Origin of the sequence: Paenibacillus intestini (assembly GCF_030803945.1) — a bacterium.
Taxonomy (GTDB): Bacteria; Bacillota; Bacilli; order Paenibacillales; family Paenibacillaceae; genus Paenibacillus; species Paenibacillus polysaccharolyticus.
This window is the reverse complement of record NZ_JAURUN010000013.1, coordinates 74,903-93,523: the sequence shown is the minus strand read 5'-3', so window position 1 is coordinate 93,523 and position 18,621 is coordinate 74,903. Positions and strand designations below refer to the sequence as shown.

Below are 18,621 nucleotides of genomic sequence, written 5' to 3'. Positions count from 1 at the left end.
CATAATAAAAAAGACGTTACCGGAATGGCTATAAAGAAGCCAGCATGTATCCTGCTCCCCGAATCGTAATAATTCTCTCTGGATGGAGGGGGTCATCCTCTATTTTTTTGCGCAAATTACTGATGTGTACAGCGACCGTTCTCGTATCCTCCAGACTTTCCATGCCCCAGACAAGATTGAATAACGTATCGACCGAGATCACCCGGTTCACATTCTGTGCCATATAGGACAGGAGACTGAATTCTTTTTTGGATAAAAAAATGGTTTTACTACCTATGTTGACGGACTGAGCATAGAAATCCAGTTGCAACCCTGGTAACTCCAGCAGTTGTTCCCGCCTGCTTGACGATACTCTGCGAAGATGAGCCTTGATTTTGGCCATGAGTACGCCTGGACTGAACGGCTTGGTCACATAATCGTCGCCGCCATCCGTTAATGCACTGATCTTCACCTCATCTTCCTCATGGCTGCTCAGAAACAAGATCGGCGCATCAGTGTAGCCTCTTGCGTTCCTGCACCAGTCAATGCCGTTTTCATTGGCTAGCATCACATCCAGTACAATCAAATCAGGATTAAACGATGTAAGCAGCTGCATGGCTTCTGTCCCGGTATGACTATAAGTGCAATTAAAACCTTCACGTTCGCAATACGCCTGAACAATCTCACATATATGGGGATCATCATCGACGATCATAATTTTGTACGAGTCCTTCATGTGGTCACCTTCCTGCTATTGAATAGAGCGGCAGCGATATATAAAATATCGATCCCGTCTCGCCGTCGCTGTCTGCATGAACGCTTCCCCCATGTGCCTGAACAATTTCCCTGCAAATCGCGAGTCCGAGTCCACTGCCCTCCACTTTCATGTCCGTGCTTGGCCGATCATATCGGTAATTGCGATCAAAGATTTGCTCGAGTTGATCCGGGGGAATACCCATGCCAGAGTCTTGTACACTAATGATCACAATAGAGGGATCTTCTGTCTCATCCACGGCTAGAGCAAGACGTATGATTCCACCAGTAGAGGTGAACTTCATCGCGTTGGATACGAGATTAAACAAAGCCTGCTCTAATCTTTGCTCATCAATCTCAATGTGCGGAAAGTCAGCCCGTTGATCTTCCCCTCTGCCGATGTCCAGTGTGAAATCCAATCCTGCGTCAAGCACAACCAGCTCATATTGTTCAAAAAAACGATGTAAGAAGTCGGCTGCATGAACTGGCTCCATGTGGTATTCCACTTGTCCTGTCTCCAGATGAGACAAGAAGGACAACTCCCCGATCATATGATTAATCCGTATCGTGTTATCACGAATATACTTTAGGTACTGTTCATTGCGTTCTGGCTTCACCATGTCTTTTACCGCCTCGACATAACCAAGCATGCTGGACAGCGGCAGACGCAAATCATGTGTAATGTAGGCAAGTAGCTTCTTTCTGCCATGCTCTGAGCGGAGTAACTGCTCATACGACTTACGCAGGTCTTCGTGAGCCGCAGATAATGCATGTGTACGTTCCTTCACCAGTTGCTCCAGATTGGTATTCATATCGGTAAGCCTGTCATTCGCTTCCTGAAGCTCATGGGCAATCCGCACCTCGTTTGTTGCTGCCCTTGTAAATCTGGAAGAAAGCAGAATCAGCTGTGCAATCGTGAATATCAACAGACCTGCCGGAGAAGTATTTCCGATTGGCGACCACTCATTGAAGTATAAGAAGTCGTTAATCACCGTAACCAAAGCAACCACGGATACGAGCAGGAAAATCAGAGCTCCCTCCATATGCTGCATAGCCGCTTTGGCTAGCCCAACCATCAGATATGCCATATGAAGAACAACGACCGCACCAATCAACATTAACATTTTGGTATAGATCAGTGCAGGGGTTATGACAACAACCAGGCAGAGTAATCCCGTTACGATTCGGCTGCCAAGACGGAACCATCGTGAGACATAATTCGGGAAAATACATTCATAATACTTGGTAATGACATACCCACCAAGACAAAGAGTCAGATATTCCATTTTAAACTGCAATTCCCACGGAAAATCAGGAAAAAATTGTGTAAACATCAGCTCGCCATTCAGCATGGATCGGATGCCAAACAACAAGGTAAACAGACCAAAGTATAACGGTGCTCTGTCCTGACGGCGGAGCAAGAACAACATCAGATTATATAAGCCAATGACGAGCAGACTTGCTGTTATAAACATGTCTGTGGCAACCTTCAGTTTAGTCTGGACCGTTAATACGTTACTGCCACCTAGTTCTATTTCTTTGGTGATACCGCCACGATTATGATAGAAATTGGATACTTGCATCACGAGTTCTACCGTATCGCTCTCGGGCTGGAAGAACACCAGTTTTGTTGCCAATTGCGGTGTCATGTTACTTTTGTCCTGACCAACCCTACCTGCTTCTGCAAGCAGTTCTCCATTCACCCATAGTTTATAAGCATGGAAAATGGTAGGTAACCGCAGCGCAAGTCGCTCATTTCTGTCCTGCTCGCTAAGCTTAATGAGCAGACGAAAAGTGGCAAAGCCTTCTCCTGTCAGTTCTTGACCATCCGATTGGTAGCCTAGCCATGATCCAGGTATATTGATATATCGGTCAGACTGTTCACCCATTTCCATACGACTTCGTATATCCTCAGGCGAAAGCAACTGATGCCAGTAAAATGTCCATTCTCCCTCTAACTTTACAGGATTTGTACGAATATGACCCTGAGTTAAATCGAGTATGCCTTGTTCGCTTTTAACGGGAGGGGAATCTGGTGCAGACATCACGGCGTAGCTTATGACCAAACCGATAACAACGACAAAAATGATGTGAAGCAAGATCGTACGAGAACTGACTCGCAGAATATCCCTGAACATGAAGTTGACCCCAATCTACAAAATTCGCTATAAATATCTGAATATCTTCATGATAGCATCAACAAAAGAAAATGTGTGAGTCATGGAGATAAAAACTTCAAGAAAGACCCAGATGACTTCAAAGGTGAACTATTCTTTTGTGCTGTAGCTATTAGAGGGGCGTATCGTTGTGCTGTGCTATACTTTATGTAAATGTTCTGTTGAAGCTTTTCTGAGAATAGGAGGAACTATGTCCTGGAGTAAATTAAAACAACAATTAGAGAGTTTCCTTAGCCCCGCACTGGCCGGCACAGTAGCGTACCGGGCAACCAGTTACCGCTATTCACCGGATAAATCAGGGAGTGGTTATCTGACCGTGGATCAGAAGAATATCCTTAATATGGCGGATACGACGACACCCATACGGTGGTATCAGACCGATCAGGAGATCAAGAATGATCCCAATATCGTAATTCCTGTAAGTATGGAAGAGATTGAAGCCATTCGTAAAGAAACGAAAGGGGCTGTGCCGGAAGAACGACTTGAGATCATGGTGCGAGGTAGAAAAAGCACATCTCATGCTAAGGAACTGTTATCGGCTCAAGCCGCATTGAGCAAATCGAATTTTACGTCGGTAGCAACAATGTTTCTGGCCACTTCAATCGAGGACAATCTGGAGAGCAATGACATTCTGCTCAATATTTTGGCGCTGATCGACAGACGGGTGGGCAAAAAGCGGATTCTGAACATGTCGGATTCGATTAAAATGAAGCATTCTGCCGTGCAGTATTTTTACGAACTGCGCCGCAGGACAGTGTGAAATCGTTATTTCGCATGTTAAATCAAGCTTACAAACAGCTTATAAAGCAAAGAGAGCCGTGCTGTAACACGACTCTTTGCCGAAATAGCCGCTTCTAAGAGCGGTGGACTTCAAACAAGAGCATACACGACCAAGTAGACCGCGACCTTTGTAAGGGGCGGTCTACTTGTGTTTATCAGACCGCAACGCTGTAACTTAGCCAACCAAAGGTTATCATCGGCAAGCTCAAAGGGTAGAGAATGTAATGTAGAGCGGTTTAGAACAAAGTATTTTGTACTACATATTGTTTTTATACTTCAACAAAGATAAGATATAATAAGAACATACGTTTTGTTAATACTATATTTTATACATATTCGGGGGATTACTGTGGTTGAACTTGTTAAGGGGTGAATACGTCCAATGATACAATTAACCAGACGGCAAGCCAGGCGGTTTTTATTGTTAAAGCATGGGTTATTGGGGGAGCATCAATATGTCTTAAAGTCAGGGGTCATGGAATTTACAAGACAGGTTGGTTGCCTTCAATATGATCCTATCGATATCTGTGGAAAAAATGCCGAGTTAGTATTGCAGTCACGCATTCGTGGATTTAGCAAGAACATGCTTGAAGAGTTATTGTATGAAGATCGATTACTGATGGATTATCCCGATAAGAATCTCGCTATAATATCTATTGAGGACTGGCCTTATTTCGAACGGTACAGACAAGCGGCCAGACAGCATGCCGAAAGCTATCCCCAGATGGAGACGCTCACAAGGCAAGTACGGGATTATATACAGCAAGTTGGTCCGGTAAGTTCGAATGAATTAAATGCATTGCAACTAGAAGGAGATTTCACTTGGCGTTCAGCCATTCACTGGAGTAGTGGGAACAATGTTTCGCGCTCGGTGTTGGAGCAGATGTATTCGACAGGTGAACTGGTTATCCATCATAAAAAAGGAACACGTAAATATTATGATCTGGCTGAGAAGCACATACAATCTGATTTATTGCACGCTCCGGAACCGTTATTGAACGAATTAGATCATCACAAGTGGAGAGTATTGCGCCGAATCGGTGCGGTTGGTTTACTGTGGAATCGTGCATCCGATGCCTGGCTTAATATATGGGGGTTAAAGACAGAGCAGCGGAACAGGGCTTTTCATGAGCTATTGCTGGAAGATCGCATTATTGCTGTTGAGGTAGAACAACTCAAGGAACGTTTATACTGCCGGACAGAAGACTTACCTATGATTGAACACATACTGCAAAATCCGGAGTTACAAGAGCGTTGCGAATTAATTGCTCCACTGGATAATTTAATGTGGGATAGAAAGCTTATTTATGCATTGTTTGAGTTCGACTATAAATGGGAGATCTATACGCCAGCTCTCAAACGGAAATTTGGTTATTATGTGTTGCCTTTACTGTATGGAGACCGGTTCATTGGGAGAGCCGAGATTATCGTGGAACGGAAATCTGGAAGGCTTGTTGTTAAACATGTCTGGTACGAAAAAGACATGCAGCCAACCGAAGAACTTGTAGCCGTGGTGAAGGAATGTTTCGAGCGGTTTGCAATATTCAATGACTGTGAGACGATTTCAATAGAGGGAAAAGACTAAAAACTAAACATCAAAATTGAAGAGCATACATGTGTTTGTTCCCCAGTTGTTATAGCCTGAAGCTATAACCAGTCATACTTTTTTGGTATCTCTTCTAACCCCGCTCCGCGTGATATGATAATCATATACAACGAGGGGGTTATTTACATGACTGACAAGTTCCAGATCGTAGGCAGTTTATTGCGGCCGGAAGAGCTGCTGACATATAAAACACAGATTGAACACCGGGATGATATCCAGTATCCATTCTATGAAAACTTTCAAGGATACCAGCAATGTGAGACGAAAGCGATTGAACAAGTGATCCAAAAAGAGATCGAGAACGACTTGTCTGTTATCACGGACGGCGAATTTTCCAAATCGATGTGGCATCTCGATTTTGTGTGGGGATTTGGCGGAGTGGAGCGGTATATTGCGGATCATGGGTACTTTTTCCGGGATGTGGACGGCACTTCTAAATATGAAACACGTAAAGATATCGGGCTGCGTATTACGGGGCAACTGAGCGGCAAGAATCATCATTTCATTCAACTGTTCAAGCAGTTACAAGACCAAGCGGGTGACCAGCAGACCAAACTCTGCATTCCATCGCCGTCCCATATTTTCGGTGAATTATCGTGGTCGGACAACATTGGGGGCAAGGATGCCGTATACCAGAATACACAGGAGCTGAAAGCCGGCTTGGTAAGTGCTTATAAGGAATTTGTGCAGGAGTTTGCAACTGCGGGTGGTAAAATTCTGCAAATGGATGACTGTCTCTGGGAGCTGTTTGCCGATGACAATCCGAACTCGCCTTTTACCGGAGAGCATATTAATCAAGAGGAAGTACAGGGTCTCGCCACGGAGTTTATTGATATCAACAATACGGTCATTGACTTCGGTCATAGTCTGGGTCTGAAAATGTGGACACATAACTGCCGCGGCAACTATGACTCCCGTAACATGGGCGGCGGATCGTATGTGAAGATTGCGAATCTGTTCCTGAAGCAATTGAAGTATGATCGTTTCTTCCTGGAGTGGGATGATGATCGTGCGGGTTCCATCGAAGCGCTGGAAGTGTTCAAAGACAGACCGGATACAGAAATTGTACTGGGTCTGCTGTCCTCCAAAACAAGTACGCTCGATGATGAGGAGCGCGTGGTTCGTCTGCTGGACGAAGCCTCCAAGATCATTGACAAAGATAGGCTACTGCTGTCTCACCAATGTGGTTTTGCCTCCTGTGATGGCGGGAACGAACTGAGCGAAGCCCAGCAGTGGGCGAAGATTCATCAGGGTCAGCAAATTGCGAAGCAATACTGGGGCAACTAATTTCTATAACATATAGATATTTTCATAGGGCGATCTTTTCCGAGCAGGATTCGGGAGAGGTCGCCTTTTTATTTTAACTGATTCGTTGCCGTGTGATCGTTATGTCCGTTTTGTGATTCTTCTCACTTTCCTGACCCGACATCTGCTCTACACTTAATGGCATGTAGATAGGGGGAGAATGGATGACGATGCCACAGATCAAGGGGCAAATGCAGCAGTTAAGGCCGCAGATGAAGCCACGTGATTATACCCAATATCCGTTCATCGTGATCTGGGAAGTGACCCGGGCATGTACGCTGAAATGTGTGCATTGCCGGGCAGAGGCCCAGTATCGGGCTGATCCACGTCAACTGACCACCGAACAGGGAAAAAGGCTGATAGATGATATTGCCGCTATGCAGGAACAACCATTATTTGTTTTCACGGGGGGTGACCCGCTAATGCGGCCAGATCTGTTTGAACTGGCGGAGTATGCGATTCGGGAGAAGGGGCTACCCGTGTCCATGACGCCTAGTGCCACCCCGAAGGTCACTCAAGCGGCAATTATGCAAGCGAAGGAAGTCGGTTTATCCCGCTGGGCGTTTAGTCTGGATGGGTCAACGGCCGAGATCCATGATCATTTTCGCGGAACCAGAGGTTCTTATGATATGACGATGAGGGGCATTCGATTTTTGCAGGAAGCAGCCATTCCGATTCAAATCAACACGACCGTTTCCCGTTATAACCTCCACGATCTGGAGGCCATCAGCCGTAAGGTGAAAGAGATGGGCGTTGTGCTGTGGAGTCTGTTTTTCCTCATTCCGACAGGCAGAGCTCAGGAGAAAGATATGATCACAGCGGAAGAGCATGAACAGGTCATGAAGTGGATGGTGCAGCTTGCTCATGAGATGCCTTACGGTGTGAAATCAACGGAGGCGCCTCACTACAGACGAGTAATGATACAGCAACGGACAGCAGGAGCAGAACAGGCCTCAGAGCAGAACTCCAAGCAAGGCTTAGAACTTCAATCCGAGCAGAGCGCAGGAAATCATGCAGATCTTACCAAGGGTCTCGCCAAACGCAAAGATATGCTGGGACGTGCACCGCAAGGGGTCAATGATGGGGACGGGTTTGTGTTTATCAGTCACACGGGGGACGTCTATCCTAGCGGTTTCTTGCCCGTGGTGTGCGGTAATGTGAAGAATGAGTCGCTAATTGAGGTGTACCGGAATTCACCGGTGATGCAGACCTTACGGGATAAGTCGAAATTGAACGGAAAATGTGCAGTCTGCGAGTACAAAACGATGTGTGGTGGCTCCAGAGCAAGAGCGTACGCAATGACGGGAGATTATATGGCCAGTGATCCTTCCTGTGCCTATATCCCGGCGGCGCTGCGTTAAAGTTTATATGGCGGGAAGTGTAGCATGGATAATCAACGCACGAAACAAGTTGTCATCGCTGGCGGTGGCATTACCGGATTGAGCGCAGCTTATTATATCGAACAGTTTTGCAGAGCGAATGATGTTGCAGCAGAACTTATTATTGTTGAAAAAAATGATCGATTCGGTGGACATGTGCACACCGGTAAAAGGGATGGATTCGTGATCGAACGGGGGCCCGATTCTTTTCTCGCACGGAAAACCTCCATCATTGAGCTTATGCAGGAGCTCGGTATGGGTGAAGAACTCGTTGGTACGCGTCCAGGGGTGTCGCATAGCTATATCGCCTATCGTAATAAACTGCATCCGATCCCGGATGGCTTTATGCTCGGTGTGCCTACGAAGTGGAAACCCTTCGTAACAACTCGTTTATTGTCCCTTCGGGGCAAGGTGCGAGCAGCGGCAGATCTTGTTTTGCCGCGGAGGTCGAGCAGGGAGGATGAGTCCCTGGGGCAACTGCTACGCAGACGCCTTGGCGATGAAGTACTGGAGCAGATCGCCGAGCCGCTCTTGGCAGGCATATATGCTGGCAATGCGGACGGACTGAGTGTACAAGCAACGTTTCCAATGCTACAGGAAACGGAGCAAAAACACCGTAGCCTGATCGTGGGCATGCTGGGTGTGAGAAAAAGCCGCGCCCCGAAGCAAACAGTCAAGCCTACGGCTCAAACCACAACGGAGTCTACGTCACAACCTACAACTATATCGGCAACCCGTCCAGCTCCCAAACCCGCATCAAAACCATCGGGCACGGCCACTCGAAGCATGTTTTTGAGTGCACGGGGCGGACTGGAAGGTGTGGTAACGCAACTTGAACAGACACTTTCTTCCACAGCGCATTTGATCAGGAACACGGAAATTTCCCGTGTGTCGAAAGCAGAACAAGAGCAAGGAAAAGACACTATACGTTATACGGTTCAGTTTAACAATGGAACGACGCTTGCGGCGGATGCGGTAGTGATTGCGACTCCAGCGTATGCAGCAGCGGATATGCTTGCACATGAGCATGAGGCGATTACAGAACACCTGCGTGCGATCCCGTATGCTTCGGTGATGAACGTCGTACTTGCTTATCGCGAGCAGGATGTGGGTGTTTCCCTGAATGCATCCGGCTTTGTTGTACCGCGCAAGGAAGAACGCAAAATTACAGCCTGCACCTGGACATCATCTAAGTGGGAGCATACAGCGCCGAAAGGTCACATTCTTTTGCGAGCATATGTGGGGAAATACGGCCGTGAACCGATGAGTCATCAGCTTACCGATGAAGAAATCATTGCTGAAGTACGCCGCGAATTACAGGATACCATGGGGATCTCCGCAGAGCCTGTTTTTACAGAGATCAACCGATTACCGTTATCCATGCCCCAATATCAAGTCGGGCATCTAAAACGAATCGCAGAGGTTGAGAAGTTACTGGAAGATGTTATGCCTGGAGTGTACGTTGGTGGCGGAGGTTACCGCGGAATTGGCGTTCCGGATTGTATCTCTCAGGGCAAGGCTATGGCGGAGAAAGTCATTGGCACGTTGTTGGGAACTAGATAAACATAAAGAAGCGGCAGCCTGTCCCGAAATTCAATCGGGGGAAGCTGCCGCTTTTTTTATTGGCAGGGCGCTGAATTTACTTACGCTGTAATGATCGGCTCAAGGAATATATACACACGATCCGGGGATTTGGATCACGCTATTTCGCAGTAGCCTGCTGCGCCAGCCATTCTTTTTTTAATATCGCATATTGATACGTATTCTCGTATTTCGGCGTGCCGTCTTCATTTTTCACAAAAGAAATAAACTCAAGGAACAGACCTTCCCTGCGCATGCCGAGTTTCTCACATAGCTTCTGAGACCGGAAGTTATCGTCTTCCACGTAAGCGTAAATTCTCCGAATTCCCTGCTCCATAAAGAGGTATTCCATGAAGGCACGAGCACTCTCGCTGGCGTATCCTTTTCCCTCAAACCTCCCGTTAAAATTCCAGCCGACACTATACGTATCTGGGTCTGATTTTGAGTCTGAATTCGATTTCGAGTCCGAATCTGAATCTGAATCTGGATCATGGCCCTCTGTCATCCCAAACAATTCTCCAATGATCTCATTGCTGTCTTTTAGACAGACGGCGATATGGGAGTCGTCCTTGCTTCGTTTCTCTACCTCAGCGATTGCTTCCTCAAGTGTTGACAGCTGGTGATCCATAAAGCAGTTCACTCGTGGATTCGCGGTATACTCGAGCAATCCGGCCGCATCCGTTGCGGCAAAATTACGTAAAATCAATCGATCCGTTACAATGTTTTGCATATATGGTTCCTCCAATGATGACGGAAATAGATCATGCATATCTAATCCATATTCCGTATTTCGTGTTTTGTTGTGTGTGTGATGGCATCGTACATATTCAACTCTTCTGTCATCTTTATCCTTTTTTCGGTGCCAAGTCTCTCGGCTTAACTAAAGCAGGCGCAGTTTTTGTTTTTAACGTCGTGTTGAGTCCCTTTGTCTCGTTTATCTCCTTGATCTCACTATCTTCATTGTTCTCCATATTCTTAATTGTCGGATTCGTTTTATCCGCTTTGGAGAACAGATTCATTAATTTGTCCTTGTAGATGTATCCGAATATAAATCCAACGACAGCAATAACCGATATGATGATGGCAATGGTATATTGTTGCATATGAAGGTTGGAACCTACCACGGCCGAAGCGATAATCCAGGGCAAACGTCCAATCAGCAGAATAGTGAAGAAGCGTAAAGAGCTGATGGATGTCAGCGCAGCGACAAAGACGAGCATGTCTTTGGGCAACCCGGGAACGAGGAAAAAGATAAACAAAAAGGCAGCAAATTTTCGCTCATCATGCATGAATGACATCCATTTCATATTTTGCTTCCGTAGCAGGCGCGATACAAAGTCACGACCGATAAAACGGGTGAAATAGAATGCGATCGCTGATCCTATGATCAGACCGACCGTAGTATAGAAGGAGCCGAGTGCAGTACCGTAGATATATCCACCGGCAATCTGTACGACCTCTCCGGGAATAGGCGCAACGACGATCTGTAGAATTTGAAATAAAATAAACATGATCGGGCCCCAGTGTCCCGTTGAATGAATATAAGCTCTGAAATTATCCATCGACGACATGATTTTAATGATAGCTGGTGCATAATAGATCAGTAGAGCCGTGGATACGACAGCGATCAGACCCAGCAGTACTTTCATCACGATACGTTTTGAAGTTTGCGGCATAGCTGAGGACTCCTTTTTTAATTACTTTGACTATTAACAGTATAAAACGAAATCATGAAGAGATACCTACTTAACTTCTTAAGAATTCTTAAGGCGATCCTGATCCGCTGGCTCTGTTAAAACACGCAGACTATACTGGAATGAACGGAGGGATTTCGAATGAACAACAACAAGCAGATTTTAATTGCAGATGACAATAGTGAGATTCGTGAGATCGTGAAGATTTTGCTAGAAAGTGAAAGCTACGAAGTCATTGAAGCCGTCGACGGCCAAGATGCGGTAGATAAAGTAACGGAAGAGACAGATCTTATTATTCTGGATATGATGATGCCCAATAAGTCTGGACTGAAGGCATGTCTGGAGATTCGTGAAAAAACGAGTGCGCCGATCCTGTTCCTGACAGCAAAAACACAGGATTCGGATAAACAACTAGCCTTTTCGTCGGGGAGCGATGACTTTTTGTCCAAGCCATTCTCGTATACCGAACTGGTGGCAAGGGTCAAAGCGCTGCTTCGCCGATATTATGTCTACCGGGGCAAGGAGAAGATCGAAGAGGCTGAGAACATTGCGGTGAAGGATCTGACCATTCACAAGGATGCCAAATCGGTGTATATCGGTGAGAAAGAAATCTCGCTGACGGAAATTGAGTATCAGATTCTGTTGCTCTTGGCGTCCAAACGAAGAAAGGTTTTCTCAGCCGAAAATATCTATGAGAGCGTGTGGCAGCAGCCTTATTTTTATACTTGTAATAACACGGTAATGGTTCACATTCGGAATTTGAGAAACAAGCTGGAAGACGACCCGCAGCATCCTAAATATGTGCAGACCGTTTGGGGGAAGGGGTACAAAATTGAATAAACTGCTCATCGGAAAAAAACTGAAGCTCAAGCTGGTACTTGCCATTATTCTCTCGCTGTTCGTTGCCGTAGGTACATTCATCGTCTTGCAGGTGGTTGGTGAGACGGCACTGGACAGTTATCTCAGCAAATCGACGTTTATCGAAAACAGGCAGCAGGATGCGCTGAAACGATTCCAGACCATGGTAAGCAGTGAGCACTTGTCCACGCAGGATCATCAGAGACTCTCGGAATGGATTCGTGGGGAGCGGTACTTGGAGCTATTCATATTTGAACAGGATAAATTGATTTATGCATCCAACACGGAAGCGGATCCTGCGATAAATAAAGAGCTAATAACTCAGTTCTTACCGTCCAGAACACCGATTACAACCGTCCAGTTTGCAGATCAGCCGGCTCAGATTTATTTGGTTGGTTTCTATGAATATCAGTACTATAACTTGCTTTTGATTTTGACGGTATTCGCAGCTTTGATTGTGTTTATTGTTGCATTCTTGCTCATGATTAATCGGAAAATATCCTATATTGGCAAGCTTGAGCGGGAGATCAAAATACTGGAAGGCGGCAATCTGGATTATAAGATTACGGTGTCTGGTAAAGACGAGCTGTCATCGCTGGCATGGAGTATCGACGAGATGCGAAAATCTTTTGTGGAACGGCTCGGTAGCGAGGAGAGGGTGAGAAGTGCGAATCGAGAGTTGATTACGGCGATTTCTCATGATTTGCGCACACCGCTCACGATTCTGCTTGGATACATGGACATCATTGAACTGGGTAAATACAAGACACAGGAGGATCTGCACCAGTATATTCACAATAGCCGAGAGAAGGCGTATCAGATCAAGATTCTATCAGATAAGCTGTTTGAGTACTTCACGGTCTCTTCTGCATCAGAGGAAGAGGATGTGGAATCCGAAATCTATGATGGGCGAGAGTTGCTTGATCAGCTTCTGGATGAGCAACTGGCCTTAATGGAAAATTTCGATGTTGAGTTGAAGCAGAAATACGGGGAACAGGCCTTTTTGATCGAGTTGAATCTTGTAGCGATCCGTCGTGTGTTTGATAATATTTTCTCGAATATAAAGAAATATGCGGATCGTTCTCATCCAGTGGATATCGATTTATCTATCGAGCAACACACTTTAATCATGACCGCTCGGAACCGGATTAAACCTGTGGATAAAACGAAGGACAGTAACGAGATCGGACTCGTCAGTTGCCAGAAAATCATCGAACAGCATAACGGAACATTGAAGATATCTGAGCAAGAGGAAACATTTATCCTACAGATCGAATTGCCCGTTATTCTCAGTAAATGAGATCGGAAGTCGTATGGTTTCAAGACACGCCCTAGGCAGAAATAATACATTTTTGATTATTCGATGTAACTTCCAAGTGTTAGGAAGGGTTATATAAGAGAGTAGCAAAAGGGGAAAAAGTGTAAATGAAAATGATTTAAAAGTAAGGAACACAATGTGATTGAGGGGAGAGGCTTCATGAAGAACAATCATACTCCACTGAGTAAAACTCGAGTTTTAGAAGAACTGGACTCGCTTGGTTATTCGAACCGAATGAAAGAGATTGCACGACTGGGACGGCATCATCTGGCTGTGGGCGCGAAAGATTACGCTATGCTTCTGATTGAGCTACTGGACAGCGGGACAGCGTACGAGGCACATCTGGCGTTAACCGGAGCTGGCGCGGTAAAGGATGCACAAGCTGTTATACATGCGTTAAATCATCCCAAGGCTGGGGTCAGGGGCCGGGCTGCCCGGATGCTCGCAGAGGTGGTCACTGATCCGGGTTATGACATTGAAACCGAGATCGTTTCGATGTCGCACCATTGTCGTCAACAACTGTTGCGGAGCATTGTGAAGTATACCAGACAGGACTGGGCAGAACGGCTGTTGCCGGTCGTATTGGAACGTTGGGGCGCAGATGACGCTATTTTCCTGCTATCCATGTGTGGTGAAGCAACGGTTCGCACACGATTGCCACAGCTTGGATATGCAATTGATAATTGGCGAACCATAACAACCCGGAACCCGGACCTGGTCGCTGCTTACTTAGAAAATGCCTTGAATCAAGTATCGGAGAGCGACAGGTCCAGTGTGTGGTATGAGATGGGCACGGCAGTAGAGAAGCTGAGTATATTGAGACCAGCAGCAGTCCTGGAATATGCATTGTCTTATGGTCCAAAAGAACAGATTCATCCTGTGATTAAGAATCAACTGGGTATCCTGATTCGGACCAGCCCTGAGCAAGTATTTGAACTGCTCGCGAGGCAGGAGACAAGGGCATATCTGCTGAATAACGGAGTTCCGGCGGGTGTGTTGAAAAAGAGAAGATACTTCACCACTGCACAATGGACTGCACTGGTGACTATGCTTGCCGAAGCTCCTTTTCAAGTGGCAAAGGTGCTGGATACGCTCGCGCCTTCAAGCCGTGAAGCGTTATTTGATGCAGCGTACCCGGTGCAGGAGCGAACGAATCGAATGTTCCCTATGGCCCTGCTCGATGTACTGCCGCATCAGTTACGCGACAAAGAAGCGGTTCGCATGCTCACCCTGCGAGAAGTCCGGGAAGACCGGGGCAGAACGTTCGAAATGACAACACGTCGTCTGATTGCACAAGTTAGAGAGACGCTGGAGCAGGCTGTTCAGGTATCGAACGCGGATGAGCGTGCTATGGCTTGTTCCCGGCTGATTCAAAGCACGGCTCTGTCCCGTAGTGGGATGGAGGACACGTTACGGTTCCTGACGAGAGTGAAAAACGATCAGGACCCGGTACGTTTTATGGTAATGACAGAACTATCGAGATGTCCGGTCACGTTGTTTAAGGAAGAGCATGTGCCACATCTGACGATCCTGGTGGACAGAGTCATTGAGGCCAGAGATACTTCGTATGGAACCAGAACGGGAGTCGAGCAATTGGCTTTTGACATGCTGCTGGAGCATGCAAGTGAACCTGGGCGTCGCTTGTTCCAATTTGCGCTTAGAGCGATCAAGCGCATGGCGATGCGTGATGGGCAGTTTATGTTATTTTCCAGAGAGTGGAACAGTCTGCCGCAGGCCGCACTCGAAACCTTATTTGATGAGATCTATGCTATAGGTGTAGAAGCGAACAAGCGGGAGAGTGACTACGTCGTTCTACAGATGGCTAGTGCATTTGGCAAAGCGATTGATCGACTGCCCAAACTGCACGACCTGCTCGAGGAATTGGTGAAGAGTAAAAAGTCAGCGGCTCAAGCCGTCAGGTACTGGCTCGCTCCCTACAAGACCAGGGATAAACGGGTTAGGGAGCTGCTGGATCTTGATCCGACATTCATCTCATTTTATGAAGTGTTTGAGCATTTACACCGGAAACGTCAGGAGTGGCTAGATCCGTTTATCTCTGGCAAAGTCCTCAAAGGCAAGCATTTAACGGGGAAAACCATCTATCTGGTTCCAGCATATCATGGCTTTTATCGCTGGTTGCCTCGTCAGCAACAAGCGCTGGCTTCGCTACTTGACCGAGTGGCACAAGACAACAAGCGAAACTTCTATGAGCGTGCAAATGCGATGCGGAGTTTGGCGGGTATGCCGGATTATCGTTCGAATCCATTGCTAGAGAAGCTACTAACTGATCCGGAAGTACATATCGTGGAGGCTGCCCTGCATGCTTTTTCGTTAACGGAGGAACCGGAAGACGCCCTACCTGTGTTGTTAAATAATCTGGATGGAGATCGTGCACGAGTAGCGATGTACTCCATTCCGAGGTGCGCACGCAGGGTGAACCCGGTGTTGCTCACGTCCATGCTTTCGAGCCTGTTGGACCGGGAAAAACTCAAGATTACGGTGCGGAAAGAAGCGGTTCGGTTGCTGGGAACTTATAAAAGTAGTGAAAGTGTGACCTTACTCATCCGTGAATTTGAGAAGCCGAAGCGGCACAAGGATGTCATTATTGCCATTGGTCATGCGGCCAGACAATGTCTGGACGATGAGCGAAGCTGGACAATGATGAGTATCATGGCGTCCTCTTCGGATCGAGACATCGCGCGCAGTTTGCTGAATCAGCGTCCGGATGAACTTCCGGTGGAAGCGCGACTGCGATATTTACAGTGGATTACCGAAATTGCGGGGCATGATGACCCGATGGTATCGATGGAAGCCTTTCATGCGATGTCACGCTGGGGACATGTAAGTGCAGAGGTCATTTCACAATGTGCTGGCAAAGCACTAATCGATCTACAGGATGGTACGCGCTGGAAAGCCGCGATTCTTGCCTTGGTCACGGTTAGCAGGGACGGGAAAGTGAATGATGAGGTCGTACAAGTCATCCGGCAGTTGGCTGAAGTGGAGGCCCAGGACGACTGGAACGCAGGTAGAGAGCGGGATTTACCTCATCGTCAACGTTTGCTGGAGTTAATTGATCAGCTTGTCTCGGGTTCTATATCGGTGAAAAGGCGACTTGCTCCATTATATGCATCCATTATCAGGACTCTTCAGCATCATGAATCGCTGAAGCTCACGGCGATTCGTCTGCACCTGGCTGCAATGGATTGGAGCCAGCCGGATCAGGCGCTACTTCAGTTGTATCCTGTTATTGATATCGCTAATGCGCATCCGTATGTACTTGAATCGGTCGATCGGCAGATTAAGCGTACGGTGCTTGATGGGAAAGGATATTGGAAACCGGAGCAGCTACTCCACATCGTAGATGTGTTGAGAACGCGGACGGATATTGCTTCTTCCTGGATTGGACTATCTTTGCTCAAGGTCGCTGGTGAGGATTTACTATGGAATCAGGATTGCCGCAATTGCTTAAGAGCTTACCGACAGCATGAACAAGAAGCGGTTCGTCTGCTGGCGTTGGACAGTTGGACAATACTTGAATAACATCATAGTTTTCACTACAATCGAGTAGAATAAGTGCGCTGCCACTATATGCTAATGAACCGGGGGAGAATGAGGATGACCATGAACTCCATTGAAAATGAAAAAGATCTGTCACCGGAACAACGTGATGAATTGTTCAAGGCATTAAAGACCCGTTTTGAAAAGAATATGAGTCGTCATTCCGATCTGGAATGGGCTAACGTAGAGGCTAAACTGGAAGCAAACCCGGACAAACTATGGTCACTGCACGAGATGGAGAAGACGGGCGGCGAACCGGATGTTGTGGAGTTGGACAGTGAGACAAGTGAATATATCTTTATAGACTGTTCACCAGAGAGTCCCAAGGGTCGCCGTAGTGTATGTTATGATCAGGCTGCACTGGATGCACGCAAAGAGAACAAACCTAAGCATAGCGCTGTTCAAATGTGCATCGAGATGGGCATTGAGCTTTTGGATGAGACCCAGTATCGTGAACTTCAGCAACTGGGGAACTTTGATCTGAAAACATCCAGCTGGGTGGTGACACCTGAACATATTAGACAGCGGGGTGGAGCCATTTTTTGCGACCGCCGTTACGATACCGTGTTTATGTACCATAACGGGGCAGAGTCCTATTACGCTGCAAGAGGTTTCCGTGGTTTGTTAAGGGTGTAAATGAAATATAGATTGGATTATATTAGATGAAATGGGCAGTCCCAACAGGGATAGAGAGGAACGATTCGGCAGGTTGCGAATTGTTCCTCTTTTTGATTTAAATTAAGCCTAGTTAAGTTAAGCTATATCTCCTTTGTCATTTGGCTCCTCAATATGCACCATAACCCGAACCAGATAATCTTCCGCATGTTGCAGCACAATCTCATCCTGCATGTAATCCTCGTAAGCATCACCCTTAATGACATACTGTTTCTTCTCTATATGATCAAAGATTTGCGGAAAAAACCTCTCGGTATCTCCATAGTCGGCTCTGGCATAAGAAACAAGATAATATCCCTCCGGCATATACGCCTGTTCATGATGCTCTGTTGTCATATAGCTGTACATATGGGAGATCATATCTCCATCCTTGCGTAGCAGATCCGCTTTAGGAATGATGACGCCGCCGGGATAACCGAGCGGGGCATGTTCCTTGTTCAAACGTACTCGAAAATCCTCCCAAAGTTCCTCAGGGAACTCCTTTTTGGATGAGTAGATACGGCGGCTCAGCAGCAAGGGGGTTTCAGGTTGCCAGATGACATGCATTTGGCTGGTGTCGAGGTGCATGGATTGCTCTATATTTTCCGCACGTTGAATAATCATTTGTTTGGCCTGAGTCAGTTTGGCAATCTGCAACTGTAGATTCTCCTCCTGTTTGCGCAAAAGTTGAAGAGTCGTTTCTGGAGAACGCTCACCGAGATGTTGCTGAATTTCCTCCAGGGACATGCCAAGCTCTTTGAAAATATGAATAACGCCGATTGTTTCAAACTGGCTGTGGCTGTAATAGCGATAACCGTTATCTGCAACATAGGCAGGCTTGAACAGACCAATGCGGTCGTAGTAAATGAGGGTTTTGCGCGAAACCTCGGACAGCTTGGAAAAAGCGCTAATGGACAACATTTCATTGGAATGCATAAGTACCTCCAGGTCGAAAATAATGGATTGACTGTATAGTTGC

General features: G+C 46.6%; 14 protein-coding genes. 9 read left to right on the top strand and 5 right to left on the bottom strand.

Annotated features, from left to right (window positions below; genetic code table 11):
* Positions 1 to 28 precede the first annotated feature (28 nt).
* Together J2T16_RS25215 and J2T16_RS25210 are read right to left on the bottom strand one after the other, a co-directional pair.
* Complete coding sequence (locus J2T16_RS25215) at positions 29 to 715, bottom strand: response regulator transcription factor (protein WP_221788423.1); 687 nt, start codon at positions 713 to 715, stop codon at positions 29 to 31.
* A 4-nt stretch (positions 716 to 719) separates the two neighbouring features.
* Positions 720 to 2,870, bottom strand: coding sequence for an ATP-binding protein (locus J2T16_RS25210; protein ID WP_499019468.1), 2,151 nt, complete (start codon positions 2,868 to 2,870; stop codon positions 720 to 722).
* Between the two features lie 229 nt (positions 2,871 to 3,099).
* On the opposite strand from J2T16_RS25210, the gene J2T16_RS25205 reads away from it, so the two are divergent.
* The 5 genes from J2T16_RS25205 to hemG all read left to right on the top strand — a co-directional run bounded on the left by J2T16_RS25205 (position 3,100) and on the right by hemG (position 9,542).
* Entirely contained in the window at positions 3,100 to 3,669 is a 570-nt protein-coding gene (locus tag J2T16_RS25205) for an SF0329 family protein (RefSeq protein ID WP_221788425.1), read from the top strand.
* A 495-nt stretch (positions 3,670 to 4,164) separates the two neighbouring features.
* Complete coding sequence (locus J2T16_RS25200; RefSeq protein ID WP_260510831.1) at positions 4,165 to 5,274, top strand: winged helix-turn-helix domain-containing protein; 1,110 nt, start codon at positions 4,165 to 4,167, stop codon at positions 5,272 to 5,274.
* A 147-nt stretch (positions 5,275 to 5,421) separates the two neighbouring features.
* A complete protein-coding gene (locus J2T16_RS25195) occupies positions 5,422 to 6,582 on the top strand; it encodes a cobalamin-independent methionine synthase II family protein (RefSeq protein WP_154891652.1) in 1,161 nt (386 codons plus the stop codon).
* A 188-nt stretch (positions 6,583 to 6,770) separates the two neighbouring features.
* Positions 6,771 to 7,961, top strand: a complete 1,191-nt coding sequence (locus J2T16_RS25190; RefSeq protein ID WP_499019518.1) for a TIGR04053 family radical SAM/SPASM domain-containing protein — start codon at positions 6,771 to 6,773, stop codon at positions 7,959 to 7,961.
* A 24-nt stretch (positions 7,962 to 7,985) separates the two neighbouring features.
* Positions 7,986 to 9,542: a protoporphyrinogen oxidase gene (gene hemG / locus J2T16_RS25185; protein ID WP_308723295.1), complete on the top strand. Its 1,557-nt coding sequence runs from the start codon at positions 7,986 to 7,988 to the stop codon at positions 9,540 to 9,542.
* A 139-nt stretch (positions 9,543 to 9,681) separates the two neighbouring features.
* Here the strand turns inward: hemG and J2T16_RS25180 are convergent, their stop codons facing one another.
* Complete coding sequence (locus tag J2T16_RS25180) at positions 9,682 to 10,290, bottom strand: GNAT family N-acetyltransferase (RefSeq protein ID WP_221788429.1); 609 nt, start codon at positions 10,288 to 10,290, stop codon at positions 9,682 to 9,684.
* 115 nt (positions 10,291 to 10,405) lie between these two features.
* Positions 10,406 to 11,236 (bottom strand): TVP38/TMEM64 family protein, encoded by an 831-nt coding sequence (locus J2T16_RS25175; RefSeq protein ID WP_499019465.1) that lies wholly within the window; start codon positions 11,234 to 11,236, stop codon positions 10,406 to 10,408.
* 159 nt (positions 11,237 to 11,395) lie between these two features.
* On the opposite strand from J2T16_RS25175, the gene J2T16_RS25170 reads away from it, so the two are divergent.
* The 4 genes from J2T16_RS25170 to J2T16_RS25155 all read left to right on the top strand — a co-directional run bounded on the left by J2T16_RS25170 (position 11,396) and on the right by J2T16_RS25155 (position 17,624).
* Entirely contained in the window at positions 11,396 to 12,094 is a 699-nt protein-coding gene (locus J2T16_RS25170) for a response regulator transcription factor (RefSeq protein ID WP_154960339.1), read from the top strand.
* A complete protein-coding gene (locus J2T16_RS25165) occupies positions 12,087 to 13,412 on the top strand; it encodes a sensor histidine kinase (RefSeq protein ID WP_221788431.1) in 1,326 nt (441 codons plus the stop codon). Before J2T16_RS25170 ends, J2T16_RS25165 begins: the two co-directional genes overlap by 8 nt.
* Before the next feature lie 177 nt (positions 13,413 to 13,589).
* Complete coding sequence (locus J2T16_RS25160) at positions 13,590 to 16,970, top strand: HEAT repeat domain-containing protein (protein ID WP_499019464.1); 3,381 nt, start codon at positions 13,590 to 13,592, stop codon at positions 16,968 to 16,970.
* Positions 16,971 to 17,045: 75 nt separating this feature from the next.
* On the top strand, positions 17,046 to 17,624 hold the full coding sequence (locus tag J2T16_RS25155) for a DUF4256 domain-containing protein (RefSeq protein WP_253497247.1): 579 nt from the start codon (positions 17,046 to 17,048) through the stop codon (positions 17,622 to 17,624).
* A gap of 117 nt (positions 17,625 to 17,741) precedes the next feature.
* Here J2T16_RS25155 and J2T16_RS25150 read toward each other — a convergent pair whose 3' ends face one another.
* Positions 17,742 to 18,578, bottom strand: coding sequence for a MerR family transcriptional regulator (locus J2T16_RS25150; protein ID WP_090923194.1), 837 nt, complete (start codon positions 18,576 to 18,578; stop codon positions 17,742 to 17,744).
* Between the last annotated feature and the right edge of the window lie 43 nt (positions 18,579 to 18,621).

Excerpts from the sequence above, each read along its gene's own strand:
- J2T16_RS25215 (WP_221788423.1), bottom strand. The coding sequence starts at position 715 with ATGAAGGACTCGTACAAAATTATGATCGTCGATGATGATCCCCATATA.
- J2T16_RS25210 (WP_499019468.1), bottom strand. The coding sequence starts at position 2,870 with ATGTTCAGGGATATTCTGCGAGTCAGTTCTCGTACGATCTTGCTTCAC.
- J2T16_RS25205 (WP_221788425.1), top strand. The coding sequence starts at position 3,100 with ATGTCCTGGAGTAAATTAAAACAACAATTAGAGAGTTTCCTTAGCCCC.
- J2T16_RS25200 (WP_260510831.1), top strand. The coding sequence starts at position 4,165 with ATGGAATTTACAAGACAGGTTGGTTGCCTTCAATATGATCCTATCGAT.
- J2T16_RS25195 (WP_154891652.1), top strand. The coding sequence starts at position 5,422 with ATGACTGACAAGTTCCAGATCGTAGGCAGTTTATTGCGGCCGGAAGAG.
- J2T16_RS25190 (WP_499019518.1), top strand. The coding sequence starts at position 6,771 with ATGCCACAGATCAAGGGGCAAATGCAGCAGTTAAGGCCGCAGATGAAG.
- hemG (WP_308723295.1), top strand. The coding sequence starts at position 7,986 with ATGGATAATCAACGCACGAAACAAGTTGTCATCGCTGGCGGTGGCATT.
- J2T16_RS25180 (WP_221788429.1), bottom strand. The coding sequence starts at position 10,290 with ATGCAAAACATTGTAACGGATCGATTGATTTTACGTAATTTTGCCGCA.
- J2T16_RS25175 (WP_499019465.1), bottom strand. The coding sequence starts at position 11,236 with ATGCCGCAAACTTCAAAACGTATCGTGATGAAAGTACTGCTGGGTCTG.
- J2T16_RS25170 (WP_154960339.1), top strand. The coding sequence starts at position 11,396 with ATGAACAACAACAAGCAGATTTTAATTGCAGATGACAATAGTGAGATT.
- J2T16_RS25160 (WP_499019464.1), top strand. The coding sequence starts at position 13,590 with ATGAAGAACAATCATACTCCACTGAGTAAAACTCGAGTTTTAGAAGAA.
- J2T16_RS25155 (WP_253497247.1), top strand. The coding sequence starts at position 17,046 with ATGACCATGAACTCCATTGAAAATGAAAAAGATCTGTCACCGGAACAA.
- J2T16_RS25150 (WP_090923194.1), bottom strand. The coding sequence starts at position 18,578 with ATGCATTCCAATGAAATGTTGTCCATTAGCGCTTTTTCCAAGCTGTCC.